Here is a 26,052-nt window from a genome sequence, read left to right on the forward strand (position 1 = left end):
TCAAAGATTCATACTAAGCGTACCCTTTACCGAAACCGGTTGCAATTGCACAAATCAACGATTTTATGCAGAAAGTAAAGATTAAGTTAATTATGCAGCACCTCATAGTGTTCGGTCTCCTATGTACATTCGGCGCGCGCCCCCGTAACTCCCGATGTATTCGGTTTTTCACACACATTCCCTTTATCCCGACCTTGACTGAATCCCAAAAAAAGCCGGCCCACACAGGGCCGGCTTCCGTTCCGCTACCGTTCAAACCTATTTATATTGATGGCTCCTCATCATTGAGCGCCTCCAGAATCTGCCCGGCCAGCTTCTCGCCGATGGACAGCACCTTGAAATCCTCGATAGAGGCTTCCTTGATCTTCTTAAGCGACCCGAAATGCTTCAGCAGCAGCTTCCGGCGCTTATCCCCAATGCCCGGAATCGAATCCAGCTTCGAGGTAACCATCGACTTGCCGCGCTGCTCCCGGTGGAACGTAATGGCAAACCGGTGAACCTCATCCTGGATACGCTGCAGCAGGTAGAACTCCTGGCTGTCCCGCGCGAGCGAGACCGGCTCAGCAGAGTCGCCGACCAGCAGCTGGGCGGTTCTGTGCTTGTCATCCTTGACCAGACCGCAGACGGGAATGAACAATCCCAGCTCATTCTGCAAAATATCAATCGCAGAAGAGATCTGGCCCTTGCCTCCATCGACTACGATCAGATCCGGCTGCGGCAGATTCTCCTTCAGCACCCGTTCATAACGCCGCCGGATCACCTCGCGCATCGTCTCATAATCATCCGGCCCCTGTACGGTGCGGACCTTATACTTACGGTACTCTTTGCGGGCAGGCTTACCGTCGATGAAGACCACCATGGCCGAGACCGGATTGGCCCCCTGAATATTCGAGTTATCGAACGCTTCGATCCGGTTCAGCGAGTCCAGCCCCAGGCTCTGCCCCAAACTGCTGGCCGCCCCGGAGGTACGCTCTTCGTCCCGCTCGATCAGGCGGAATTTCTCATTCAGCGCAACCCGGCTGTTCTGGCAGGCCATGCCGATCATCTGCTTCTTCAGCCCGCGCTGCGGCACCAGTACCTTGATGCCCAGCCACTCCTGCAGAGCGGCTGCGCCTCCGGCCGCATCCACGGTCCCTTCAGCTGCCGCCTCCTGCTCCGTCTGCCCCTGTACAGCTTCATCAGCCGCTGCCGGAGCACCCGCAAGACCCTCACCTGCTATTCCTGTCTCACCGGTCTGCTCCCCGGCCTCCGACTCATCCTCTGCGCCCAAGGCCGCCATCAGCGCTTGACCGCTCGGCATCACACCGGCTGCCTGCACACCGCTTTCCTGGCCAGACACGCCTCCCCCTTCCGGCGGAAGCATTCCGGCGCTTGCCATATCCGGCAGCAGGATTTCCTGCGGCAGTGCGGGATTGTCGCTGTAATACTGCGTGACATAAGACATGAAGTCACCGTACGCCTCCCCGTAGAACGGAAAAGCCGACGAGTGGCGCTGAATCATTTTCCCCTGCCGCATGTACAGGATCTGCACACACATCCAGCCCTTGTCCACCGCATAACCGAACACGTCACGGTCCTTGGTGTCAGCCGTATTGATCTTCTGCTTCTCCATGACGGCGTCGATGTGCTGAATCTGGTCGCGCAGCTCCTTGGCCCGCTCGAAATACAGCTCCTCGGCCGCCTCCTGCATCTTCTTCTGCAGATCCTTCTTCACCGCATCATGTCCGCCCCCGAGGAAGGAAGAGATATTCTGAATAATCTCCTCATAGGCCGACTTCGGCACTTCCTTCTCGCACGGCGCAAGGCACTGGCCCATGTGATAGTACAGGCAGACCTCCTTCGGCATCACCCCGCATTTGCGCAGCGGATACATCCGGTCGAGCAGCTTCTTGGTCTGCTGGGCAGCGTAGCTGTTCGGATACGGCCCGAAATATTTAGCTTTATCTTTCAGCACCCGGCGGGTAACCTCCAGGCGCGGATGGGCTTCGTTCGTGATTTTCAGATAAGGAAAGGTCTTATCATCCTTCAGCAGCACATTGTAACGCGGCATATGCTTCTTGATCAGATTGCACTCCAGAATGAGTGCCTCCATATTGCTCGATGTCACGATATATTCGAAATCAACAATATTGGCGACCAGCCGCTGCGTCTTCCCGTTGTGACTGCCGGTAAAATAAGAGCGTACACGGTTCTTCAGCACTTTGGCCTTGCCGACATAGATGATCGTGCCCTCTTGATTCTTCATCAGATAGCAGCCAGGCAGATCAGGCAGCAGCGCAAGCTTGTTGCGGATATTATCCATATAATCCATAAGTTCTCCCCCACCTGTTACTACACGGTTATAAGGTAAGTTTAGAATAGAATGTACTATACATTCAAGCCTTAATATAGAACACCCGTTTCTATTGACAGACAAAGCGCCTTCGGAGTACCGAAGGCGCTTTGTCTTGAGGGGCCGCATGGCCCCGGTTACAGCAGGTTATAATCAATTATTGATGCTTAGCTACGATATTCTTAAGGGAATCCTTGGAGTTCAGTCCTACGACTTTGTCCACAGGCTGGCCGTCTTTGAAGAAGATCAGAGTAGGAATACTCATTACTCCAAAACGGGAAGCTGTCTCAGGATTCTCATCCACATTCAATTTAGCGATCTTCACATCGTCACCCAGCTCGGTGGACAATTCCTCGAGAATAGGGGCAAGCATTTTGCAAGGGCCGCACCAAGGTGCCCAGAAATCTACTACTACAGTACCTTGACCTTCCACTTCATTCACGAAGGATTGGTCAGACACGTTTACGATAGCCATGATATTGTTCCTCCTTAGATAAGTTTTGTGAGCTTAAGCTGTACGAAATAACTTCCGCTTCTATAGCCTGAGCCAAGTCCGCAGAATTTACTCCGAGATCATAGCGGGATAAAATGCTTCATGTAATATGATAACCAGATTATCATTTACCGACACATCCTCAGTATAACATAAATACAATGCATTTGTTATATATTTTAAGAAATTATATTGTATAAAATTAATTTGTAATATCCAGCTTCATCGTCCAGGAGGTTCCAGAAATTCCGTGAAACTGAAACCCGAGTCTGTCATATAACCGGACGGCCGCCTGGTTCTGCGGGTCAACGCTGAGAGAAAGGGCGGTGTACCCCTGGGATACAGCCTGCTGAGTGATGGCCTGCATGAGTCTGATTCCTACACCCCGCTGCCTATATTCAGACCGTATAGCCACACCTAATTCCGGCGTCTGCGCATCCACAAATCCGTAGCCCTGGTTCGACTCGTCGAATAGCCTGTACCAGGCAGCACCTGCAGGGATATTGTCAATAAGGGCAATCAGAGCCATATCGCCTTGTCTGCCCCAATTCTCGTTGTACTTCACCATCCCCGGGGAATTCAGCAGCTCACTTCTGGGAGGCTTCCCTTGTTCGATATGAATGGACTCATAATGCATATCCATAAGAAAATCATACTCCTGCGGTTCCATAGGTCTTATATGTATCATTAAATCACCCTTATTATCTTTACATCTACCCTGCATCTTCGTATACTTGAAGAAAGCGCATTAATTGTCAATGACTTCTCTCACATGTATAACTGTAACCCACTTCATGCAGTCATGCAACAGCAAGGAGGAAGAAGCGAATGGACGTCAATGTCAACGCACAGGTCCGTGACCCGCGGGAGCATATCAATGAGGAGCCCCGCAACGATCTTGGTGATCTTATGGCCGGTTTCTTCGGAATGACCGGCTTCATGACCGTGGTCTTCTTCGGAATGGTGATTATCAAGTATTTGTCCGAATAGCTGCTTAAGCGCAGTGTCCGGTATTCTTCGCCCGCGTCAGGGCAGGATGCCGGATTTTTTTGCGTCCAGGTTGCATTCTATCACGGATCATTAATAATAACATAAATTTACAATTTAATAAAAAGAAAACACATTTTTGTTTCACAGGAGCCGTGTTACTCTGTATGCGAAAGCGCTCTTATACCTATTTTGAGGAGGAAAAAGAATGAAAAAGCTTGTCAGCCTTGCTGCTGCAGGCTTGTTGGCATCGGCGCTGTATTCCCCGGTATCGTTCGCTGACAACCCTGTTGTACAGACCATCTACACGGCAGACCCGGCCCCGCTTGTATACAATGATACGGTCTACCTGTACACCGGACATGACGAAGACAACTCGACCTACTATACGATGAATGATTGGAGGGTCTACTCTTCCAAGGACATGGCGAACTGGACAGATCACGGGTCACCGTTATCCTACAAGGCGTTCAGCTGGTCGAGCGGAGAAGCTTGGGCCAGCCAGGTCATTGAGCGCAACGGCAAATTCTACTTTTATGTCACGGCAAAAAGCACTTCGCTCGGACGGCCCGCCATCGGCGTCGCCGTCTCAAACAGCCCGACCGGCCCGTTCGTGGACGCTATCGGCAAACCGCTCGTCTCCAGCAGCTGGGGCGACATTGATCCGACGGTATATGTGGACAGTGACGGCCAGGCTTATCTCTACTGGGGGAACCCGACACTAAAATATGTGAAGCTGAACCCGGATATGATCTCCTACAACCAGAGCACAGGTATTGTGCAGGTGCCTATGACCACAGACAGCTTCGGTGTACGAAACGGCAATGCCGATAGACCAACCCTCTACGAAGAAGGACCCTGGTTCTACAAGCGCGGCAGCTTATACTACATGGTCTACGCCGCAAGCGGCATTCCTGAGAATATCGCTTATTCCACCAGCTCGTCGCCGACCGGACCGTGGAAGTACAGAGGGATCATTATGCCCACCCAAGGCGGCAGCTTCACGAATCATCCCGGCATCATCGATTTCAAAGGGCGCTCCTATTTCTTTTATCATAATGGGGCCTTGCCTGGAGGGGGCGGCTTCACCCGGTCAGTGGGGGTAGAGCAATTCACCTACAACGCGGACGGAAGCTTCCCGGTCATCAACATGACCACCTCCGGACCGCAGCCCATCGCCACCCTTAACCCCTATGTCAGAACACAAGCCGAGACCAGCGCATGGGCGGCCGGGGTAGAGAACGAGACCACCTCGGATACGGACGGGGGAATGAATGTCGGCTTCATCGATCACGGCGATTATCTCAAAATCAAAAATGTGAACTTCGGCGCCGGAGCCGCAGCCTTCGAGGCGCGGGTAGCGTCAGCAGGCAGCGGCGGCAATATTGAGCTACGGCTGGACAGTCCGACTGGAACACTGGCCGGCACCTGTGCGGTGCAGAATACCGGGGGCTGGCAGAACTGGGTGACCAAGACCTGCACGGTCAGTGGAGCCAGCGGCACTCACGACCTCTACCTGAAATTCACGGGCGGCAGCGGCTACCTGTTCAATATCAATTGGTGGAAATTCAGCGCCAGCTGAATCTAAGCATAGCAAAAAGGGGACCCCGCCAAATGACGGCGCGGTCCCCTCTTTGTGTGGAGCACAAATTATCCTGCCCTATGCTTATATTGCTTATTGCTGCAACTGTGCGTCTTAGTCTCTGGCCTTGCCCCGCTGGTTCTCCCCATGCAGCGGAATCACGTCTACGAACGGAGCAATCCGGTCCATCAGCCGCTGGCCCTTGTAGACCTCTTCCCCGTCCTTGCTGGTGATGCTGAGATGCTTCTCCAGCCCGTCCAGCGGATAATTCGAGGTGTAGAAGGTCGGCTTGCGGTTCATCCGGTAGTTCAGGATCGCTCCGAGCACATGGTCACGCGCCCAGGGATTGAGATTCTCGGCTCCGATGTCGTCGAAGATGAGCAGATCACAGTTCTTCATCGTATCGACCATTTCCTTCAGCTTCTGGTTATCCATCATGATCAGCTTCAGTTCCTCGATGAAATCCGGCATGTAGACAATCACGCCGCTGTAGCCCGAGATCGCCAGCTCATGGAGCAGATAGCACATGAGGAAGGTTTTGCCGGTCCCGAAGCTGCCCTGCAGATAAATGCCCCGCGAAGTCAGGCCTTCTGCCCGCACAGCTCCTATATAGTCAAATATCTTGTTCACGGCTGAGGCCCGCCGGGGGTCCTTGCCCATAATATCCATCTCATCATATCCGCCGTTCAGTACCCGCTCATCCACATAGAAGCTGCGGATCCGTTTGCGGACATTATCCTGATTATCCTGCGCAATCTTCAGCTTGCACGGCGTCTTGCGTTCATACAGATCCGTTACACCGTTCACTGTCTCCACCGACAGCTTGCTGTAATGCCCCTGGAAATCATTCGGGCAATTCGCCAGGCCGGGGCAGTTCTTACAATGCCGGTCCTCCTCGACATACTGGTACAGACGGCTCAAGTGCAGCCGCAGCCGGGACTCGTCCAGCTCAGGGTGCTCCGCCTGAAGCTCCTTGACCAGGGGATGGTTCAGCAGGGTCTGCTCCAGGTCACGGGAGCGCTGGCGCAGAGCAGGGTTGTTCATCGAACGCAGCACTTCGCCCATAGACTCCATCGCTGCACCTCACTTTCTTCAGGGCGTTCTCAGAACGCCTTTTTTCTTGCTGGCCTTGATCTCGGCCGCTTTCTTCATCATCGCCGCGAATTCCTCTTCCGATACGGTTCCGGCGCTGCCGTCATCAAGCACAATCGGAATTTCCTGTTTGCCGGAACGGCCGCCGCTCTTCGTATACGAACGCTGGCGGGTTCCCGCGTTGCCTGTGCCGGAGGTGGCGGAAGCCGCCCCCTTGCCCTTCACCTTCGACTGGTCGCGGATATAGCGCACAGCCTTCTCGTAAGTATTCACCTGCTTCACCAGCATATTGGAGGCAATCGCCTCCACGAAGTTGCGGTTCATCCGCTGATCGCCGCCGGAAGCCACCATCGTCATCAGATAATGAATCAGTACATTGATCACTTCGCCGCTGAGCTTATAGTTCAAATCAATCTTCTCGAAGATATCCATCAGCTGGCCCGGAACCGCCCCCGGGAAGAATGTCTGTAACAGCCGTGTATAAGGCTCGTTGCGCAGCATCATATTATATTGGTGAATGTCGCATTTGGACAGAAATTGCGGAGGCACTTCTACATAGAACTCCATTTCGACAGCCTGCTCCACCGGCACTGCAGAAGGATCACTCTCTTCCTCAGCGGCGGAGCGCAGCGACACCACCTTGGCGGCGGCAATCTCTCTTTTCTCCTGGCGCTTCCTATCCTGACGAAAATGCTGGCTCGCCTTGTACTGCAGCGTATCCAGAATCACCTCTCCGTCCGGCGTGAAGACATCATCCTCATCCAGCAGGCGGCATACATCCTGCGGGCCAAGCTCGTATTTGCGGGCCACATAATTAATGACACCCATCTGATTATGGTCAAAACGCAGCTTCTCGACATGCGCACGGTTCACCGATTCACGCGGGAAGCGCAGGATAATATCGCTGTAGGCTATATTCGGCTCAGCGTCTTGGGTGGTGCCGGGCTGACGAACGGAAGCTACCTCTGCCAGGGCCTGCTCCAGCTCATAGTCGATGACATGGGTATTCAGCTCAAAAATATCATAAAAGGGCAGTGAAATATTCTCTTTTCCCATCGACCGCCCGCTCCATTCCTCGGGTTCCCGGTGCCAGAACTGCTCGCGCAGCGACAGCACAGCGAACTTGCCGATCTTATCCCGGAGCAGCAGCGTCAGATGCTGGGTTGCAAAAAAATCAGCCGGCGACAGCGGCGGCATTAATTCGTACTCGTACATATAATCATCGTTCTCCGCGGCATACAGCCGGCAGGTCTGCAGCAGTCCCACCGCTTCCAGCCGGGAAGCCTGGTCTACCATATATTTACGGCCCTTCTCGTTTGGTTCAACGCCCAGGGTCATAAAGAGCCTGCGCTGCTGCTCCACACCGGAATAACCGATAGATTCAGCCGGAATATGCTCGAACAGCAATCTGTACAGGCTGATGGCGAACGCGCCTACCATTGGCTGATAGACTGAGCCCAGCATACGGCCGTCCAGCTGGCTTAGACCGAATTCGCGGGAAACGCAGTACCGATGATGTTCAGTGAAATGATGCAGGTTGCTCATACGCATCTGCGGATACCTCCCCCTCTTCTATACGATATACGAATTCATATAGATTTCTATTCTATCACAAAACACCCGGCCGGAAATGTAAAATAAAGATGAACCCTTGCTCTTTTTGGCGAAAAATAACCCCACAAAGTGGGGCTTTAGCGTAGGTGATGACTCAGGTACTTTGCGGGGACCCCAAAACATATAAATTCTTATCTATAAAAAAAACGGCTTCTCCCCGGTAGGAGATTAGCCGTTTCTTGTTGTACCGCCCTTCAGGCAGCGCTTAGAACATCTTGTATCCGCCCAGCCGCAGCTTCTGAATGGTCCAGCCGCTCAGCACCGCTCCGGCAAGACCAGCGATCCCGGTAAGATAATCCACGATGTGGAAGGTAGAGAGATGCTCCCATAGGGACATCGCGCTCCGGTCCCAGATGGAATAGACCACCACCGGAAGAATGACAATGACGAACAGATAGGCAGGGAACCAGGTAGTCTTCATCAGCATGTTAAGAATGAAGCCAATCCCGAACATCATCACAAAGAATAAAACGGCCAGAACAAACACCGGAATAAATCCCATCGTACCGCCATCCCCTCTCTCTATAAAGAACCGCACACCCAAGCTTATATAATAGTAAGTTTACTAGAAAAAATGTAGCGAAGCAATGAACATTATCGCGCTAAATACCGGAATAGGCGTGAATGGGGGGCCCGGCGTTTGCTCTCTGCCGCCCGCTGCGCTACAATGCAAATAGCACCCGACCTATGTTCATACATAATTAAGGTATGCGGACAAAGAAGATTTTACGCGAGGATATTCCACCGATAAACGATAAGGAGTGAACAACTTGAACGAAGCCGCTTTGACACTGGAAGGCTGGTATGCGCTACATGACTTCCGCTCGCTGAACTGGACAGCCTGGACGGCAGCAGATGACGAGGAACGGGCAGTTGCCCTGGAGGAGCTGCATGCCTTCATGCAGGAGTGGGGACCTGTCGAGGAAGCGAAGGAAGGCAGCACTGCAGTCTATTCCATCGTGGGCCAGAAGGCTGATTTCGTGATGATGTTTCTGAGAGAGAGTCTGGAGGCGCTGAATGCGCTGGAGACCGCTTTTAACAAAATTGCCTTTGCCCAATATACAACGAAGGCCTACTCCTACGTAAGCATCGTTGAGCTCAGCAACTATGCCGCAGGAGGAAGTGCCGGAGACGGCAGCGACCCGATGCAGAACCCGCATGTGGCTGCCCGGCTGAAGCCTGTACTGCCGCAAATGAAGCATATCTGCTTCTACCCGATGAACAAGAAGCGTGAGCTTGCCGACAACTGGTACATGCTGGATATGGACAAACGCCGGGAGCTGATGTATTCGCACGGCCTGATCGGCCGCAGCTATGCCGGCAAGGTGAAGCAGATCATCACCGGCTCCGTCGGCTTCGATGACTGGGAGTGGGGCGTAACCCTGTTCGCCGAGGATGCGCTGCAGTTCAAGAAGCTCGTCTACGAGATGCGCTTCGATGAAGTCAGCGCCCGCTATGGCGAGTTCGGCCCCTTCTATGTCGGCAACCTGCTGAACGAGGAATCGTTCGAGGAGATGCTGAAGCTGTAGCATCATAATGTATACAAAAGGAAGGTGACCTGTTCAGGAAACCTTCCTTTTGTATTTCCAATATTGTTAAACCTATCCATACAGGCTAATCAAATGGTATAATCGTAGAAGCAATGGAAGGCTTACAAGGGCGGTCGGCTAATCTCCCGGAAGGGAGGTGAGGCTCATGGAGGTTTATCAAGCGTTGTCATTGATGTTCATGTTTGGCATGTTCATTATTGCTTTGCTGAATTACCTCAATAGGAATAGGTAAGACTTTGAAATTATCTCCGTCTTTTCCCCTCCTCCACACCGTGCTTGCGACTTTCACCGCACACGGCGTTCCATCTTCTTAATTCAATATATCAATAAGTTCCAAGTTGCACTTTTTACGATATAGGTTTAATGATTTCATCATTTCAGATGATAAATCCAATCGGGTTTTGAGTTCAACAATCGTTTTTTCAGTCGTTGCATGTATGAGCCTGTGCACATCACGATGTAAAATACGGAGGTTGCTGAATTTATCGCTCCCTCCATTTTTCATCTGCTGGTAGTGGTGGCAATGGACTTCCTCTGCGTATAAGAACAATCCTGTAACTTCGCATCTGCCCATCTTCATACTGTATCTACTAATACGATTATCCATATATTCCACACTGCGACCATGTATGTTGGATTTCATGAGTTTAGAGATTTCTCTGAGAATATCCGGACTTAGCTCTTTGTGGATGATCCTTCTTCCTTCTTCGGTAAATGGACTAATGGACTGGTCGAAATTTGTGCTGATCTTCCATCTGATATCCGGAAGTGGAAAAAGGTAGACTCCGCATATCCTAAACGTTTTATAATTCTTACTATAAAATTTCGAGTAGGTTGGTGGCGGGATACACGGATATTCGTAAGTCGCGACTGAATTCAGACGATTAAAGGTGAACCGGCGTAGATCATGAGCAAGTCGTGAGAATTCGATGCTAACTTGCGTAGCTCGGCTAAAGTAGTTATGAATACCCAGGACGTAACTATTGAATAAGAGCGCATTTTGAGCAGTAGGTGACTGACGTATTTTCACGATACGCACTTTCGCTTCTTTCTTTATCTGCTGTTTTTTCCTGTCGCTTAGGCCCGTACGAGCAACTCTCTTAGGTCCTTTCGTTATCGCACGAATAGTAAATCCAAGAAATTCGGACGCTCGCCTTCTGAGGTTTACAATTTGCGATTTTTCCGGTGAGATTTCTAGTTTCAGACGGTCATATAGATAAAGCTTTACGGCATGAAACCACTTTTGGGCAGTTTTCCAGTCTCTACAAAGGATTTTAAAATCGTCGGCGTAACGGACAATGTACCCTTCCTTGAGATTGGTCCTTTTTAGGGCTGCACACTTCCCATCATTCCGTGCATATTTATGTCTAGAAGGAAACGTATCCCATTGCCCCGATACCCATTGATCCAGATCATGCAAAACAATGTTTGACAGGAGTGGCGATAATATCCCGCCTTGTGGTGTTCCCTTTTCAGGTATACCTTCGCCTTCAATCTCGGCTTTAAGCATTTTTCCTATGATCCGTAAAACTTTGCGATCTTGTATCCCCATATTCCATAGTTGTTTGATAAGTCTGGTATGGTTAACGTTATCAAAGAAACCTTTAATATCAATGTCCACAATAAAGTGAAAACGATTGAAATTAATAAGGTGTTGTACCCGGGCTACAGCGTGGTGGGTAGTACGCATCGGTCTGAATCCGTAGCTGTGTTTATAGAATTGGGCTTCAGCAATGGGTTCAAGTATCTGTTTGAAGCATTGCTGGATGATTCGGTCAACTATACTCGGAATACCTAATGGTCTTTGTTTGCCGTTTGGTTTGGGGATGAAGACTCTTCTCACTTTCTTAGGACGATAGTTCAATAGTTTCCCAGTGATAAGCTCTACTAATTCTTCTTCGGATGCCGTTTTAATATCGTCAATAGTTCTGCCGTCTGTACCTGCTGTTTTGGAACCTTTATTTGATTTAACTGTGCGGTAGGCCAGAAGAATATTTTCCCTAGAAGTGATCATATCGTAGAGATTCGTGAATATTTCCTTGTTTTGTGCTCTTCCATACAGTTCACTAAAGATTCCGGTCATGCCGTAATAATCCCAGTATCGTACCGCCGACATTGTGGTATCCCTCCCAACGGAGTAATATTCCCACGTTCTTACCCGATCGATGTCGTTCACTTTTGGAAAATTGAATTTGAATTAATAAGACTTGGGGCTGTTCCTCCAAACCCATTACAGGTGCTTCATTGGTCGTGCCCCTACTCTCACAGGGGTAAATACATTTCGAATAAGAACCCTTATAGTAACCGTCTTGGTTGGCAGACCATGAGACAACGCCCCCTGCTTTCCTTGTTCCTAGTGGCCTAGCTATCCATTCAAAACCTTAGGTGCTGCCTTTAAGCCTGCGAGTTCGATACTGCCATAGTTCAGTATAGCGAGTTTCCTATCTTTTATATTGTACTCTTCGCCGCTCACCTAGTATTTACTAGCCCACCAGTTTCCTAGCGGTCCTATTATAGACCTGTACATTCGGCAGTTCGTCAGACATGCGTGTCATTCTCACCATAGCTTGTTTTTCAGCCATCCGGCATATCGGCTAACATACCTTCTCTTGCGAGTGGCTCTAGTTCTCCTTCTGCCGCCTTCACCTGGCTCCATACGGTATATGCTGCCTAATACCGCATGCAGGAGTATTAATGAGGTCGTTTTGGGATACATGGTTCCCTCATTCCAACCTTCGGTCACTAAGTTAGATGCTTTGCATCCTTACGTTTCCCACACATGATGGTTATAGTAAAACAAGTCGCACAAAAGAAATAGACCGCCCTCACCAAGGAATCGGTCTATTTCTTAACTGATATTCCGAAAGCCACCGCCCTTAAAAGCGGCTATTGCACCCGAGAGCCGTGTTGCAAGCACGGCTCTCTTTGCATTGTACGTCTTTTCTACCTCCACTATACCACAAGTGGATTTAATAAATAAATATCTACAGCTTAAAATCACTTATGCCGAAGGTTCCTTATCATCCTCGTCCGCTTCATCCTCATCCCGCAGGCTCTCCAGATATTCCGCTGTCGCCTGGTCACGGGCGCGGCTCTTCTCCTTCAGGCGCTCGATGGCCGGGAGGATCAGCAGGTCGATCTCCTTCTGGACAGGGTAGGCCAGATCGTACCGGGTCTGATCCTCCAGATAGGTGCCTACCTCAATCAGAGCATTGTAGCGGTCCAGCTCCTCGCGCGTCAGCAGTCCGCGTACTTGCACGCTGCAGTGGCGCATCTTAGAGGAATCTTCCTTTTTTGAGCACGAGTGGAATGCCGCCGATAATGAGCAGGTAGCGCATATCGACAACCTTCTTCAGCTGCGCTGCCTTCCAGCCTTTGTATGTCTTATCGCCGACTACGGCAATTCCCTGGCCCTTACCCAGTGAAGCTACGGTTCCCTTGTTGCTGAAGGCGAATTTCTTCGGCTGCTGGCTGCGGATGGCCGCTACGAGATTATGCGCACAGCATTCCCCCTGCTGCATAGCAATCTGTGCTGTCGGCGGGTATGGACGGCCTTCCGGATTAATCATGAGGGAGCCGTCTCCAATGATGAAGATGTTCTCATGTCCCGGAGCCCGCAGATATTCGTCTACCTTCACTCGTCCGCGCATCGCTTCGAAGCCGGCCGCTTCAATCAGACGGTTCCCGCGGATACCGCCGGTCCATACGATCGTGGAGGCTTTGATCTCTTCACCCGTGGCCAGAATTACACCGCCAGGCAGGCATTCCTTGATCGCTACGCCCATCTTGAAGGTCACACCCTTCTTGGTGAGCACCGTCATGGCGTGCTCCACCAGCTCAGGCGCGAACCCTGGCAGAGCCGTAGGCGCAGCTTCTATATTATAGATGTTGACCATGCTTGGATCGACATCAAATTCTTTGCATAGGGCAGGAATCCGGTCAGCCAGCTCCGCTACAAATTCAATCCCGCTGAAGCCCGCGCCGCCAATGACGAAGTTGATATGCTCCTGTGCATTATTCTCATTCTTGTATTTGGCGAACTGGTACTGGATATGCTCCCGGATCAGCCGCACAGAGTTGATGCTGCGGATGGTCAGCGCATATTTGTCGAGTCCCGGAATCCCGAACGTTTCAGGCTCACCGCCAAGGGCAATCACGAGGTAATCATACGAGAGCGTTCCATCCTCCAGAATAACCTTCTTCTGCTGGGTGCGAATCTCCTGCACCGAGGATTTGACGAGATCGATCTTGAACTCATCGATTAATTTGGAAATAGATACGCGCGTATGCTCGATGCTGTCCGTGCCCGCTGCAGGCATATGCAGATGGGTCGTGAAATAGTGATATTCATGGCGGTTAACCAGGGTTACATCGGCTTCATTATAATTCAAAGCTTTCTGCAGCCGCTGGGCGGTCAAAATCCCTCCATATCCCGCGCCTAGAATAACGATTTTGGGAATACTGCTCATGTTCCGGCTCCTTCCAACAGGTGAATCTGTCTATGTGTTATTTTTTGTTAAAAAATCAGGTTTCTTTTGTGAATTTATACACTTAAATTCAGAAGAATTTCCAATAAAACTTAAAGGATTTCTAAAATAACCATATCCATTGTAAACCTTAGTATCGTTTTAATCAAATATAATCATACAACAAAATGTCACATTTTTCTTTGAAATCAAAGCCTTTGCAAGGCAGGTGAGACTATGTTTATAATGAGTAGGTACGCTTGTATGGCAAATTGAAACTATCAACTCGGAGGTGTAATATTACGTGACACTAGAGCAAACCGTTCCTATGAGCGATCTGCTGATTATAGGCGGAGGACCAGCCGGTATGTTTGCCGCTTTTTACGGCGGCATGCGCCAGGCTTCAGTAACACTTATTGAGAGTATGCCCCAACTTGGAGGGCAGCTTGCTGCTCTGTATCCTGAGAAATATATTTACGACGTCGCGGGCTTCCCTAAGGTCACCGGACAAGAGCTGGTGGATAATCTTACCCGGCAGATGGAGCTGTTCCAGTCCGATATCCGTCTGGAGGAGAAGGTCGTATCGGTTGTGAAGCAGGCTGAACGCCATTTCACTGTCACCACCGACAAGGCAGAATATCACACCAAAGCTATCATCATTACGGCAGGCGTAGGTGCCTTCGAGCCGCGGCGTCTGGAGGTACCGGATGCACAGCGCTTCGAGAAAGCCAACCTGCATTATTTCGTCAGCGATCTGAATGCTTATAAGGATAAGAAGGTGCTGATCAGCGGCGGCGGCGATTCTGCCGTGGACTGGGCGCTTATGCTGGAGCCCATTGCCGAGCAGGTCACACTGATTCACAGACGGGATAAATTCCGTGCGCATGAGCATAGTGTAGAGAATCTGATGGCCTCTAAGGTTAATGTGATTACGCCATCCGAGATCACCGGGCTGCATGGCGAAGAATTCATTACCAAGGTCACCTTGTCCCATATCAAGACCAAGGAAACTCAGGAAATCGAAGTGGACAGCGTTATTGTCAATTTCGGCTTTGTCTCCTCCCTGGGACCGATTGCCGAGTGGGGAATCGAGATTGAGGGCAACTCCATTGTGGTTGACTCCCGCATGGAGACCAGCATTCCGGGAATCTTCGCCGCCGGCGATATCACGACCTATCCGGGCAAGCTGAAGCTGATTGCTGTCGGATTCGGAGAAGCGCCGACAGCAGTGAATAACGCCAAGGTGTATATTGATCCGGATGCGAAGCTGTCTCCAGGACACAGCAGTAATCTTAAGCTCTAGGTTGTCTATAACCTTATAACCATAATAAAAGGGTATCCTTTCAGGTTGATTCCACCTCAACTTGAAAAGATACCCTATTCCTTGATGCTTGCGGTTTAATGAAGTCCTATGCTGCAGGGTGTGCTCTGATCTTTAATGAAGAACCGCATGGTCTGGAGAGTGTAAGTTCCGTTTGCGAATTTCAGCGAGAAGTAGGGCGATGAAATCATGCTCTAAATGCAGCTCTATCGCTCTGTGATAAGAGTCAAGCAGCATCTCATCCGACAATTCAACCATAACGTTCACCTACCTTTCCTTTATTTGGATCTGAATCTATCATAGCAAACTATCATTTTTCGAACAAGCGTTCTCATTATCCACAAGCTGCTGTGGAGATCCTGTGTATAATATGTTAGTAAGGGTTATATTGTCAGGAATTCCGCAGTGGACTATGGGGATAACAGTTATACACAGGGCTGAAACCTGACATCTCCACACAAAAACTTTTTTAGAATGTTCATAATTGGCTGGGATATTTCTTGTTGTATTACCTCGGATTTCAAACAACTAAACGCAATATTAGCCTATTACTGTATTTATCGTCAAATATAAAAATTTTATTAATTATTTTGGTCTTGTATTTACTTCCAAAATCCAAATCTTCCCCCGATGATCCACGGCATAATCGAAGCCCAGTTCACCGATCCCCGGAAAATGACGCTCCAGCAGCTCGATACAGACTATAGTCAGCCTGCGCATCTCCGCCTTCTTGGAAGACGTCCCCACTCTCGGCAGTGATCTTCGCAGTCCCTGACGGCAGCTAAGCATTGTACCCCCTTTGCAGAGATTCGTAACGAACAATCCCGGCCGGGCTACTCTCCCTACCATAGAGCGGAACTCCCAGTGATCGCCGACCTTCACCACCTTGACCCGGTAATCAATCGGGCGCCCGGAGATCCGTGCAAGGGAGATCCCCTGCTGAATCAAATATTTCCGTTTCACCTTGAATCTGTCCAGTGCCTGGCGCATGGAAGTGAAGTCTCCATAGATCCGTGTGCTCTTCATATACGTGAAGCCGTACCCCCTCTGATCCCGGAACACCTTAATGACACCATATCCTCCTCCGCCTACAACCGGCTTGATGACAACATTGCCGTATCTGCCAAGCATCGCGGACAATCCGGCAGCACTATATTCCCGCGTTCTCGGAATGTAACCGGCAACCCGTGAATCGCTAAGCAGCGCCGCCGTCTTCAGCAGCTTGCTTGCCAGTTCTCTCCCCGCCATTATTTGCCCTCTCCTTTCGCATTCCCAGCCTACCCTATAGATTACTCACGAAAGGCCGTGCCCTCCTGTATGATTGTCCGTGGTATAGCAGTCCACAGCAAAAAAGGGCATATGGCTGCGGGGCCTTATGTCCCTGATTCATTTGACTGGAAAATCATTAAAATTCGTTGTATTATTGCCTGAAAGGGAGGGTTTCCTAATGGCAGAGTTTTTTGAAATCCTGTATTGGTTTGCAATGATCGGTATGTCTGTTGTACTGGCAGGAACGACAATACTCGTCTGTGCGCTTGGCTTCAAATTCATCAAAGACCGGCGCAGAGTGCTCGGTGCCGGCTGCATCGCCTTTTCCCTGGGGGCCTCCGCCCTGATCGTATTCATGATTAACCTGAAATTTATTATCCCCGCCTGAAGCTTGCTCCCGGCAGCAGTGGCCCAGGACGCGTATCGCCTAACTCCTGCCGCCACTGCTGCTGCCTCCGGGTGGAACTCTTAATCGTCCATGATTACATGATTCATAGATTCGCCCCGTTTCATTATTCTATGAAAACTGCGGCAGGCTGGCCTGTGCAGACAGACTGCTTCATTCGCTGAGCAGGTTCCGGCCTATTCCCCATTTTTTTGCTCCTCCCCTCTTCTGCAAGACACTCCAATCTTTGAAATTTCCATTCAGACAACAACTTTTTCACTTTATATCCGTAATATGTATGTGCAATAAATTGGAAGACCCAATATTTTGAAAAAGGAGATTCTATTGTGTCGAAACCTGTGTACGGAAAACAAGCAGCTTCTGTCCAAGCTACGGACAAGCTCTCAGGGGCAGCTTGGACGCTTTGCGCTGCGTTCCTGCTGTTTTTTGGCTGGGCCGCTTTTCAGATCGGATTGTTCAACGGAATGACGGCGGAGTTCGAGAAGCCCATCTATGTTGCCGCATTATTAAGCTGTCTGCTCCTGCTGGCCGCTGCCGTCTTCTACTTCAGAACCTTCCGGCTTGAGGGACAGCGTGACTTGCTCATCGTAGCAGCCATTCTGCTTCCCTTAACCTATGCGCTGTCGCTATTCGGCGCTGCTTCGCGGTATATGGCGATGAACATGCTGTTCACCCAGTTCACCTATGCCGCAGTCTTCATCGTCAGCATCCTTCTGCTCCGGCAAAGGCGGCTCAATTCCGCCGTCCAGCATGGCGTGCTTACCCTCGCTTACCTGATTGTCGGGTTTGGACTGCTCAACTGGCTCGGAAGCTGGAAGCTGGCCGGCAGCCTGGTGGGCTGGTTCTCAAAAGCAGTATTTAACAGCAGGTATAGCGAAGCGGTAATGACCGACTCGAACGGTCTGCGCCTGACTTCCGTTTTTCAGTATGCCAATACATATGCAGCCTTCCTGATGGCTTTTCTGTTCGTGGCCGTCTTCGCGCTGATCCGCTCCCGGAAGCGAGCCGGACAGCTGCTGCACGGCTTCATGCTGGTGCCAATTATCGTCTCGCTGCTGCTTACCTTATCCCGCGGCGGACTGGTGCTGCTGCCGGTGGTCTTCATTCTCCTGCTGCTCTTCCTGAAGCCTGTGCAGCAGATTCTGTGGATTGTCCATCTCGCCATTGCCGGCCTATGCTCTCTGCTGATCACAAGCCCGGTCACGCAGCTGGGGCTGGAGCTGAATGCGGAGTTCAACTCATCCGCTGCCCTTAAAGGCTGGGGATATCTGCTGGGAGCATCCGCCTGTGCAGGCGTGCTCTGTCTGGTAGTCCAGCGTTATCTGGCGCCTTGGCTGAGCCGTAAGCTCAGCAAACTGGAGTCCCGGCGCATGAGCGGATTATGGATTCCTGCCGTATCTGTGGCTGGCGTCGTAATCATTGCCTTCCTGTTCATCGGCACGAGCGCACGTAATATTCTCCCGGCGAATATCGGAACACGGCTGGAGAATATCAACTTCAGGCAGCACAGTGTCCTGGAGCGTTTTACCTTTTACAAGGATGCCATGAAGGTCGTCAAGGATTATCCGGTACTGGGCGCGGGCGGCGGCGGCTGGGCCACACTCTATGAGCATTATCAGAACAACCCTTACCTGAGCCGCCAGGTGCATAATTTTTTCCTGCAATATCTGATTGAGGTGGGCATTGTAGGCTTCCTGGTGTTCATGGGCTTCATCCTGTTTATCTTCTACAAATTCAGCAGACAGTACCTGAAACGGGAGACCGATGACTATAACAACGGATTCTTCTATCTTATTATCGCCTTGTCGATTCTCGTTCACAGCCTGCTGGATTTCAACCTCAGTTTTGCCTTCATAGGAATGCTCGTCTTCCTCGCTCTGGGCGGAATGGCTGTGGCCATGGAGAGCAAGCCGCTCCGTCTTCAGTGGAACAAACTGTGGATCAGAGCAGGTTATTTCACAGTACTTGGAATCGGAACGGCCTACCTGCTCTTCCTGTCTCTGAGTTACATTCGTTCCAGCTCTGAAGCCGGTGCAGGCAAGAAGCTGATCCAGGTGAGCCAGTCGTATGAGGAGATCAAGGCTCCTTTCGTAAAAGCACTCAACATCCGACCCTACCATCCGGAATCGGCTGTGTACCTGTCCATACTGGACCAGAAGGTGTATGAGCAGACGAAGAACGAGCAGTTCCTGGAAGAGGGCTATGCAGTTTTGACCCGTGCGCTGAAGAATGAGCCGTCCAACAAAGAGCTGCTCACCCAGCTCGCAAGCTACTATGATCTGAAGGGCGAGAGCGATGCAGCCTATCATGTCTATCTGGACAATGCAGACAAGTTCATGTGGGATATCAACTGGTATGCCGGTCTGATTAGCCGGGCCGCTCTCCTTGGACAGCAAGCTTATTCCAAGCAGGATGAAGCCGGGCAACAGACGTATTTCGCTTCCGCACTTGCTGCCTACAGACATGTAACGGACGGTATTGCACATTTGAAAAGCCTCCCTCCCGAGCAGATGCAGGGCCGTGAATTCTTCGCTACACCTACGATTGGCCTAAGCGCAGGGAGAGTACAATTCCTGTCCGGGGACAAGGACGCGGCTGCCGCAGCTGTGAAGCAGGGCTTCGTGAACGGATACGAGGATCTGACGGACAGCGCAAGCCTGTGGACGACTGCCTGGTACAGCGGAGTTATAGCCCGTTCGCAGGAGCTGGGCGCCGCAGCCTTGAAGCGGTCGCAGGAAGCTGCGGCTGAGGGCAAGCTGGAGATCAAGGACCAGGAGACGCTTAACAAGCAGCGGTATTTCAAAACCGGCTTGGATACTTATACCTACGCGTCCGCAGACCGGGATGCACAGCAGCAGGGAGTCACTGTGACACCGGAACTGCTGCTGAACACCGGGAAGATCCAGTACATGTCGCAGGACATGCAAGCCGCAGAAGCCACACTGAAGCAAGGCCTCAGTGAGGACTACAGCAACCCTGTCAACCGCGAGGTTGCCCGGTGGCTGCTTGCCGTACAGCAGCGGATGCAGAGCGCCCAGGATCAGGCGGTCTATCAAAAGCTGACCGCCGCCGACCCGGAAGAAGCATCAAGAATAAATGAGATAGCGGGTATGCAGTTGTAACCTTACAGTGTCACTTATCCCTCAAATAACAGCAAAGAGAGCGCCTGCCTGCGGCAGTGCGCTCTTTGCTGTGCGGGGCCATGCCGCCGTCATCCCTTCGTAAACCAAGTGTCATTAACTCATATCTTCGCTCATTCGTCCAATATATGGAAGGTTGTGAAGGATTGATTATAGCTGTACTTTTCTCGGGCAACGTATACTTTCAGTGATCAGACTTAAGGTTTGATCCAAATCGGTCCCACATAAGGAGAGGTTGTAATCATTGTGAAGAAACTACAACGCTTGTTATCTGTGTTCGTAACCGTTCTGCTCCTATCCTCATCCATTCCCATATCCTTATCTGCAGAAGCAGCAGGGACTTCCGGACAAGCAGAGCCGGGTCCTTGGACCTTCAGCGCGTTCGGAGGTAATACTTCTCAGGGCAAGAACCCCGAGCCTGCCATAGAGAATTCTTCCACCGTAACGCTGACTACTTATGGAGGCAAGATTTCAGGCACCGATGAGGGGCTCTCTTTTTATTACCGGGAGCTTCCGGCCAGCACGAACTTTGAGCTCAGAGCCAGGGCTACCGTTATTGCCTTTAACAGCAATTCCGGCGTCAGTACGCCTAATCAGAAATCCTTTGGCCTGATGTTAAGGGATACGGTTAATCCTCATGGAAGTTCAAGTACCACCACTTCCAATTATGCTGCGGCTGGTGCGTTGGATTTGGTGATGAAGGGTTTTTATAAAAAAACGGCACAGGTCAAGCTGAATCCGTTCGCCGGGCTAAGCGCTCCTGCTGCGGGCGAAGTCTACGATCTCAGTATCCGGAAATCGGGTGATACCTATCTGCTGAGTGTTAACGGCCAGACCGAAATCGTAACCTTGGAGGACACTTTTTCCGAAACGATGTTTGCCGGGATTTACGTCTCCAGAGATGCAACCGTAGCCTTCAGTGAGCTGGACCTTCAGATCGAGACCAAACATGTAACAAGCTTGTCTGCCGACACCAGCGGAATGACGAAGACCTCGTATCTGGTGGGTGAACCGCTGGATCTGACCGGGCTTATCGTGAAGGCTGTATTCTCCGATCACAGTGAAGCCACTCTGTCTTCTGAGGAGTATATTGTAACCGGATTTGACAGCAGCACAGCCGGGGAGAATCGAATCCAGATTAACTATAACGGCGCCTCTGTAAGTATTCCGCTGCAAATCATCCCGCTGACCGTCAGCTCATTATCTGTCAAATACGAGCCTGTCAAAACCGTCTATTATCCAGGCGATTCCTTTGATCCGCAGGGGCTTGTTGTTGCTGCCCATTATAATAACGGCTACCTGATCAAGGAACTTGCCCATGATCTGTACACCCTCTCCATTAACGGCCAACCGGTAACAGAACAGCTTCCGTATACTTTTGCCGGGCCGGGCTCCTATGAAGTATTGATCGCTTCCACAGAGACTCCGTCTGTCACCACAGCATTGCAGCTTGAGGTCATGGATGCTACCCTGTCCGATTTAGAAATAAGACATATGCCTAAACAAACCGTCTATTATATCGGTGACACCCTTCAGTTGGAGGGACTCTCCCTCTACGCCCATTATTCAGACCTTACTGAGGTCAGGCTGGCCAAGGATGAATATACCGTCTCCCCCCTAGACACCCTGACTCCAGGAGATAAGGAGATCAAGGTAACCTACAAGGAATTAACGGCAAGCTTCACAGTTAAAGTCAAAATCAAAGAGCTGACCGGCATCGAGATAACCCGCTATCCGGTAACCACGTTCTTTGTAAACGAACCCTTTGACAGCAGCGGTCTGACCGTATCGAAGGTGTACGACAACGCTGACCGGGAGGTCCTAAGCGGGTTCACGCTGGACCACTCTGCATTCGACAACCGGCAATCCGGAGTATATAAGGTTCAGATCATCCCGGATGATTCTTCCATACAACCCATTACGTATACTGTCACGGTAAAAGAAAAAACCACGCCCGTCTGGCACAGTATCACCTTCGGCCAGTCTACGTCTGCTGCGAATAACAAAGTCGTCGCTCAGGACGACGGAACGCTCCGGGTGATCGCCTTGGAAGGCGGCGGTAAGGTCACAGAAGACCACGATGGCATAACGTTCTACTACACAGAGCTTAATGCCCTGGAAGATAACTTCGTGCTATCTGCAGATATTGAGGTGCTGAACTTTGCCAAAACCCCTTATGACGGGCAAGAATCCTTCGGAATCATGGCGCGGGATGCAATTGGAACACCCGGAACTTCGAGTGTATTTGCTTCGAATATCGCTGCCATAGGCGGCTACAGCGGCGGAACAAGAAGCGCTCTGGGTACCCAGCTGTTCGTCCGTTCCGGCATCGAGAAGCCGGATGGAACCGGAAGCAAAGGCATTAAGACAATTATGCTCAAAAATGAACGGCCTGCACCCGGCAACACGGCCCCTGCTGCACCATACCGCTTAACGTTGTCCAAGACGAACAGCGGCTTCACAGGCCGGATCAATTCGGAGCGGGAGGCTATCCATTTCGAGCCGGATATTCTTAGCGTACAGGATTCCACGATGTATGTCGGCTTCTATGCGGCCCGTCTGGCTACGATAGATATCCGCAATATCCAGTTGACAGTGACAAGCGCTGCTACTGATGCGCCTAAGGTGGAGCCACCCGCGGCTCCTGTAACACCAGATTTGAGCATACTGTCCCGAAGCAAAGCATCTACACCCGAATATGAAGTGATCGTCCGCCCTAACGTGAACGGAACCGTAACGGTGAAGCAGGGCTCCAGGATTATCGCACAGGATGTAGCGGCAACAGCCGATAAGCGTCTGGCGGTTCCTGCGGTACTCAGCGGACATGGGGATACGAACTTCAGTGTTGTTTTTTGGCCGGAGGATACCCAGTACTTGACTTCTTACGATACAATTGTCCGCAACTTCACTGTTAATATGAACAGCTATGGCAACGGGGAAGACATCTATGTATCGCCTGCCGGAACAAGTGCCGGGGACGGGACAATGGCTCTCCCACTGGATCTTGATACCGCGATTGATTATGTGAAGCCGGGACAGCATATCCTTATGCTTGACGGGCATTACGTGCGGAAATCACCGCTGGTCATTCAGAAGTATAACAATGGTACCGAAGCTGCCAGAAAGGTTCTGGAAGCGGCACCCGGTGCAAGGCCCATTATCGATTTTGACAAAAAGACAGAAGGGGTGCTGCTCAGCGGGGACTACTGGCATGTAAAGGGGCTCGATTTCACCCGCTCGGCGGCCAATACAAAGGGATTCACGGTTGGCGGTAACCATAACATTGTTGAGAATAGCCGCTTCTATGCTAACGGTGACACCGGCCTGCAAATCAGCCGCACAGACGGAACTGCAAAGGACATCACAGAATGGCCGTCCTACAATCTAATTCTGAACAGCACCTCCTTCGATAACCGCGATCCGTCTGACAATAACGCAGATGGTTTTGCGGCCAAGCTAACCTCCGGTACCGGGAATATTTTCAGAGGATGCCTGGCGCATAATAACATTGACGATGGCTGGGATCTGTACACCAAAGCAGGCTCGGGTGCCATCGGTCCGGTACTCATCGAGAACAGCGCCGCCTTCAACAACGGGTATTTAACGGACGGAACCGTTGGGGCCGGTGATAAAAACGGATTCAAGCTCGGCGGAGAAGGCATTCATGTCGCGCATATCATCCGTAATTCGGTCGCCTTCGGCAACGGTGCCTACGGGTTCACCAGCAACAGTAATCCTGGAGTCATTGCGGTCAACAATATCGGCTATAACAACACCCGCGGCAACCTGAGCTTCACCACATATGGTCAGATTACTCCAGACTTTAAGATTGACGGCTTTGTATCCTACCAGTCGGGCAGCATCGGCAAGGATCAATATCCGGCTTCCTTAGCAGCGGAGAATAACTTCATGTACAATGGTACCGCGTCAGTCAACAAATCAGGCAAGCAGCTGACCGATGCCAATTTCGTAAGTCTGCAGCCGGTGACCTCTTATCTGCGGGATGCAGAGGGGAATATCATCTGGGGGGAATTTCTGAAGTTTATTCCTTTTGAGAATCAAGTACAGGAGCCAGAGCCGGAACCGGAGCCGGAGCCGGGAACCCAGCCAGAGCCAGAACCTCAGCCAGAGCCAGAGACCCAGCCGGAGCCAGAGACCCAGCCGGAGCCAGAGCGGGGGACCCAGCCGTCACCAAGTCCTTCCGCTGCGCCTGTTTCTTCTGCCACACCAAGTCCAATTTCTGCACCTAACACTAACAGCACTGGCACAGGATCTGCCGCCAACAATTCTATTCCGGCGGTTCTCTTGCTGGACGGCAGTGTTAGCATTGATTTACCCGTAAGTCATACCACAGGAAAAGCTTTAGCCCGGTTAAGCGAATCCGCATTGCATCAGATCGTTACTGTAGCCAGAGCCGATGCCACGGGTACCAAGACTCTGCGGATTCAACTCACTGCTGATCCTGACCAGGATATGAAGGAAGTGGAGCTAAGCCTTCCTGCTGCAGCATTTCGTTCAGGAGATGGTCTCCTCAAGCTTGAGATCCGTTCTTCCTTAGCGGCCGTTGGATTACCTCACAGTATCTTCGCAGCGGAGACGCTTGACGGCGTAAAGACTATTACTTTATCGCTAAGAAGTATGACTCCCGGCGGGCAGCTGCAAGCCAAGCTGGGGGACCGTCCGCTTATCGGATACGGGCTTCAATTGGATGGGGCGGCATTGCAGCCTGACCGGTTGCAATCGGCTATAGAGATCGGAATTCCCCATCCGCCAGCAGTTCCTGCAGCGGACAATGCTTTTATTGTTGTGTGGGGCATCCAAGAACAGGGAATCGTTCAGCCCGTGATACACGGGAAGTACAACGCAGAGAAGCAGCAGGCCATTTTCTCAACAAACGGAATCTCCGGCCAATATACGGCGGTCTACAATCACAAGACCTTCCAGGATATCGACTCACCCCATTGGGCCAAGTCCGCAGTGGAAGTACTCGCTTCCAAAGGGGTCATTCAAGGCATCTCGGCAGCGGAGTTCAGACCGGAGCAGCCTGTTACCCGCGCAGAATTTGCACTTCTCTTAGTCCGGGGAATGGAGCTTACAGCGTCAGAAGGGCCCAGCTTCATGGATGTGTCACCGGGGGATGATTATTACAAGGAGCTTATGGCTGCCCGAAAGCTTGGCCTCATTACAGGTCTGCCGGGAGGTCTATTCCAGCCGGATGTACCGGTATCCAGGCAAGAAATGTTCGTTATGGCAGCTAGAGCATTGCGCGCAGTAGAGCGCATGAATCCAGGGGAGAATACTTCTTCTGTATTAAAAGGTTTTACCGATCACCAGCAAATTGCAAGCTATGCGGCAGATGATATTGCCGCCCTGGCCGCAGCCGGTCTCGTTAAAGGAGATGCACAGCAGCAGCTAATGCCCGCTGCCTCCTCGACACGTGCCGAAGCAGCTATGCTGATCTATCGAATGCTTGCGCTATAGTTAAGGGCTTAATAAATACAGCCTCTTACGCTTGAAGCGGGCTGAGAGAGGTATTCAAAGGGATTTATCCCTTTGGTTCAGCCCAGAGTCGGCTGGAGGGGGCATTTAAAGGGATTTACCCCTTTAATTCAGCCCGAAGTCCGCTGGAGGGGGCATTCAAAGGGATTTATCCCTTTAATTCAGCCCAGAGTCGGCTGGAGGGGGTATTCAAAGGGATTTATCCCTTTAATTCAGCCCAGAGTCGGCTGGAGGGGGTATTCAAAGGGATTTATCCCTTTAATTCAGCCCGAGAGTCGGCTGGAGGAGCGGCTTGGGCAAC

At 51.2% G+C, this 26,052-nt stretch carries 19 protein-coding genes; 8 read left to right on the plus strand and 11 right to left on the minus strand.

All coding sequences use genetic code 11. The features are described 5' to 3' along the window. Positions 1–262 precede the first annotated feature (262 nt). From uvrC to NSS83_RS13265, 3 genes are all read right to left on the minus strand, one after another. A complete protein-coding gene (gene uvrC, locus NSS83_RS13255; protein WP_341348394.1) occupies positions 263–2,311 on the minus strand; it encodes an excinuclease ABC subunit UvrC in 2,049 nt (682 codons plus the stop codon). 178 nt (positions 2,312–2,489) lie between these two features. Beyond that, positions 2,490–2,807: a thioredoxin gene (trxA, locus tag NSS83_RS13260; RefSeq protein ID WP_036701616.1), complete on the minus strand. Its 318-nt coding sequence runs from the start codon at positions 2,805–2,807 to the stop codon at positions 2,490–2,492. Positions 2,808–3,027: 220 nt separating this feature from the next. Next, positions 3,028–3,468, minus strand: coding sequence for a GNAT family N-acetyltransferase (locus NSS83_RS13265; RefSeq protein ID WP_341348395.1), 441 nt, complete (start codon positions 3,466–3,468; stop codon positions 3,028–3,030). Positions 3,469–3,653: 185 nt separating this feature from the next. Here NSS83_RS13265 and NSS83_RS13270 point away from each other — a divergent pair, with 185 nt between their 5' ends. Then, positions 3,654–3,815, plus strand: coding sequence for a YqzM family protein (locus tag NSS83_RS13270; RefSeq protein WP_143803803.1), 162 nt, complete (start codon positions 3,654–3,656; stop codon positions 3,813–3,815). A gap of 205 nt (positions 3,816–4,020) precedes the next feature. Then, positions 4,021–5,394 carry a glycoside hydrolase family 43 protein gene (locus NSS83_RS13275; RefSeq protein WP_341348396.1) on the plus strand — a complete coding sequence of 458 codons (1,374 nt, stop codon included), beginning with the start codon at positions 4,021–4,023 and terminating at the stop codon, positions 5,392–5,394. Positions 5,395–5,508: 114 nt separating this feature from the next. On the opposite strand, the gene dnaI is transcribed toward NSS83_RS13275, so the two are convergent. From dnaI to NSS83_RS13290, 3 genes are all read right to left on the minus strand, one after another. Continuing rightward, on the minus strand, positions 5,509–6,468 hold the full coding sequence (gene dnaI / locus NSS83_RS13280) for a primosomal protein DnaI (RefSeq protein WP_341184095.1): 960 nt from the start codon (positions 6,466–6,468) through the stop codon (positions 5,509–5,511). A gap of 18 nt (positions 6,469–6,486) precedes the next feature. After that, positions 6,487–8,037 carry a helicase DnaB gene (locus NSS83_RS13285; protein WP_341184094.1) on the minus strand — a complete coding sequence of 517 codons (1,551 nt, stop codon included), beginning with the start codon at positions 8,035–8,037 and terminating at the stop codon, positions 6,487–6,489. A 268-nt stretch (positions 8,038–8,305) separates the two neighbouring features. Further along, positions 8,306–8,602 (minus strand): YuiB family protein, encoded by a 297-nt coding sequence (locus NSS83_RS13290; RefSeq protein WP_025707684.1) that lies wholly within the window; start codon positions 8,600–8,602, stop codon positions 8,306–8,308. Positions 8,603–8,870: 268 nt separating this feature from the next. Between NSS83_RS13290 and hemQ the strand changes: the two genes are divergently transcribed. Both hemQ and NSS83_RS13300 read left to right on the plus strand, forming a co-directional pair. Further along, a complete protein-coding gene (hemQ, locus tag NSS83_RS13295; RefSeq protein ID WP_341184093.1) occupies positions 8,871–9,629 on the plus strand; it encodes a hydrogen peroxide-dependent heme synthase in 759 nt (252 codons plus the stop codon). 166 nt (positions 9,630–9,795) lie between these two features. After that, complete coding sequence (locus tag NSS83_RS13300) at positions 9,796–9,882, plus strand: putative holin-like toxin (RefSeq protein WP_282705064.1); 87 nt, start codon at positions 9,796–9,798, stop codon at positions 9,880–9,882. A 78-nt stretch (positions 9,883–9,960) separates the two neighbouring features. On the opposite strand, the gene ltrA is transcribed toward NSS83_RS13300, so the two are convergent. The 3 genes from ltrA to NSS83_RS13315 all read right to left on the minus strand — a co-directional run bounded on the left by ltrA (position 9,961) and on the right by NSS83_RS13315 (position 14,119). Beyond that, positions 9,961–11,766: a group II intron reverse transcriptase/maturase gene (gene ltrA, locus NSS83_RS13305; protein WP_341184092.1), complete on the minus strand. Its 1,806-nt coding sequence runs from the start codon at positions 11,764–11,766 to the stop codon at positions 9,961–9,963. A gap of 885 nt (positions 11,767–12,651) precedes the next feature. Then, the gene (locus NSS83_RS13310) at positions 12,652–12,924 is read right to left on the minus strand and encodes a hypothetical protein (protein WP_341184091.1); all 273 of its coding nucleotides are present in this window, start codon (positions 12,922–12,924) and stop codon (positions 12,652–12,654) included. A 1-nt stretch (position 12,925) separates the two neighbouring features. Continuing rightward, positions 12,926–14,119, minus strand: a complete 1,194-nt coding sequence (locus tag NSS83_RS13315) for an NAD(P)/FAD-dependent oxidoreductase (protein WP_341348397.1) — start codon at positions 14,117–14,119, stop codon at positions 12,926–12,928. A 325-nt stretch (positions 14,120–14,444) separates the two neighbouring features. Between NSS83_RS13315 and NSS83_RS13320 the strand changes: the two genes are divergently transcribed. Then, positions 14,445–15,419 carry an NAD(P)/FAD-dependent oxidoreductase gene (locus tag NSS83_RS13320; protein ID WP_341348726.1) on the plus strand — a complete coding sequence of 325 codons (975 nt, stop codon included), beginning with the start codon at positions 14,445–14,447 and terminating at the stop codon, positions 15,417–15,419. Positions 15,420–15,551: 132 nt separating this feature from the next. Here NSS83_RS13320 and sda read toward each other — a convergent pair whose 3' ends face one another. Both sda and NSS83_RS13330 read right to left on the minus strand, forming a co-directional pair. Next, positions 15,552–15,695, minus strand: a complete 144-nt coding sequence (gene sda, locus NSS83_RS13325) for a sporulation histidine kinase inhibitor Sda (protein ID WP_036721967.1) — start codon at positions 15,693–15,695, stop codon at positions 15,552–15,554. Positions 15,696–16,022: 327 nt separating this feature from the next. Next, positions 16,023–16,685, minus strand: a complete 663-nt coding sequence (locus tag NSS83_RS13330) for a YheC/YheD family protein (protein WP_341348398.1) — start codon at positions 16,683–16,685, stop codon at positions 16,023–16,025. Between the two features lie 199 nt (positions 16,686–16,884). On the opposite strand from NSS83_RS13330, the gene NSS83_RS13335 reads away from it, so the two are divergent. The 3 genes from NSS83_RS13335 (at position 16,885) to NSS83_RS13345 (ending at position 25,733) form a co-directional block, all read left to right on the plus strand. After that, positions 16,885–17,094: a hypothetical protein gene (locus NSS83_RS13335; protein ID WP_036701644.1), complete on the plus strand. Its 210-nt coding sequence runs from the start codon at positions 16,885–16,887 to the stop codon at positions 17,092–17,094. A gap of 344 nt (positions 17,095–17,438) precedes the next feature. Further along, on the plus strand, positions 17,439–20,234 hold the full coding sequence (locus tag NSS83_RS13340) for an O-antigen ligase family protein (RefSeq protein WP_341348399.1): 2,796 nt from the start codon (positions 17,439–17,441) through the stop codon (positions 20,232–20,234). A gap of 264 nt (positions 20,235–20,498) precedes the next feature. Then, on the plus strand, positions 20,499–25,733 hold the full coding sequence (locus NSS83_RS13345) for a bacterial Ig-like domain-containing protein (protein WP_341348400.1): 5,235 nt from the start codon (positions 20,499–20,501) through the stop codon (positions 25,731–25,733). Positions 25,734–26,052: the final 319 nt, after the last annotated feature.

It is taken from the genome of Paenibacillus sp. FSL H3-0469 (assembly GCF_038051945.1).
GTDB lineage: Bacteria > Bacillota > Bacilli > Paenibacillales > Paenibacillaceae > Paenibacillus_AQ.

Coding starts and splice junctions, on each gene's coding strand:
- NSS83_RS13315 (WP_341348397.1), bottom strand. CDS start 14,119: ATGAGCAGTATTCCCAAAATCGTTATTCTAGGCGCGGGATATGGAGGG.
- NSS83_RS13320 (WP_341348726.1), top strand. CDS start 14,445: ATGAGCGATCTGCTGATTATAGGCGGAGGACCAGCCGGTATGTTTGCC.
- trxA (WP_036701616.1), bottom strand. CDS start 2,807: ATGGCTATCGTAAACGTGTCTGACCAATCCTTCGTGAATGAAGTGGAA.
- sda (WP_036721967.1), bottom strand. CDS start 15,695: ATGGTTGAATTGTCGGATGAGATGCTGCTTGACTCTTATCACAGAGCG.
- NSS83_RS13270 (WP_143803803.1), top strand. CDS start 3,654: ATGGACGTCAATGTCAACGCACAGGTCCGTGACCCGCGGGAGCATATC.
- ltrA (WP_341184092.1), bottom strand. CDS start 11,766: ATGTCGGCGGTACGATACTGGGATTATTACGGCATGACCGGAATCTTT.
- uvrC (WP_341348394.1), bottom strand. CDS start 2,311: ATGGATTATATGGATAATATCCGCAACAAGCTTGCGCTGCTGCCTGAT.
- NSS83_RS13300 (WP_282705064.1), top strand. CDS start 9,796: ATGGAGGTTTATCAAGCGTTGTCATTGATGTTCATGTTTGGCATGTTC.
- NSS83_RS13265 (WP_341348395.1), bottom strand. CDS start 3,468: ATGGATATGCATTATGAGTCCATTCATATCGAACAAGGGAAGCCTCCC.
- NSS83_RS13290 (WP_025707684.1), bottom strand. CDS start 8,602: ATGGGATTTATTCCGGTGTTTGTTCTGGCCGTTTTATTCTTTGTGATG.
- dnaI (WP_341184095.1), bottom strand. CDS start 6,468: ATGGAGTCTATGGGCGAAGTGCTGCGTTCGATGAACAACCCTGCTCTG.
- NSS83_RS13285 (WP_341184094.1), bottom strand. CDS start 8,037: ATGCGTATGAGCAACCTGCATCATTTCACTGAACATCATCGGTACTGC.
- NSS83_RS13310 (WP_341184091.1), bottom strand. CDS start 12,924: ATGCGCCACTGCAGCGTGCAAGTACGCGGACTGCTGACGCGCGAGGAG.
- NSS83_RS13335 (WP_036701644.1), top strand. CDS start 16,885: ATGGCAGAGTTTTTTGAAATCCTGTATTGGTTTGCAATGATCGGTATG.
- NSS83_RS13330 (WP_341348398.1), bottom strand. CDS start 16,685: ATGGCGGGGAGAGAACTGGCAAGCAAGCTGCTGAAGACGGCGGCGCTG.
- NSS83_RS13275 (WP_341348396.1), top strand. CDS start 4,021: ATGAAAAAGCTTGTCAGCCTTGCTGCTGCAGGCTTGTTGGCATCGGCG.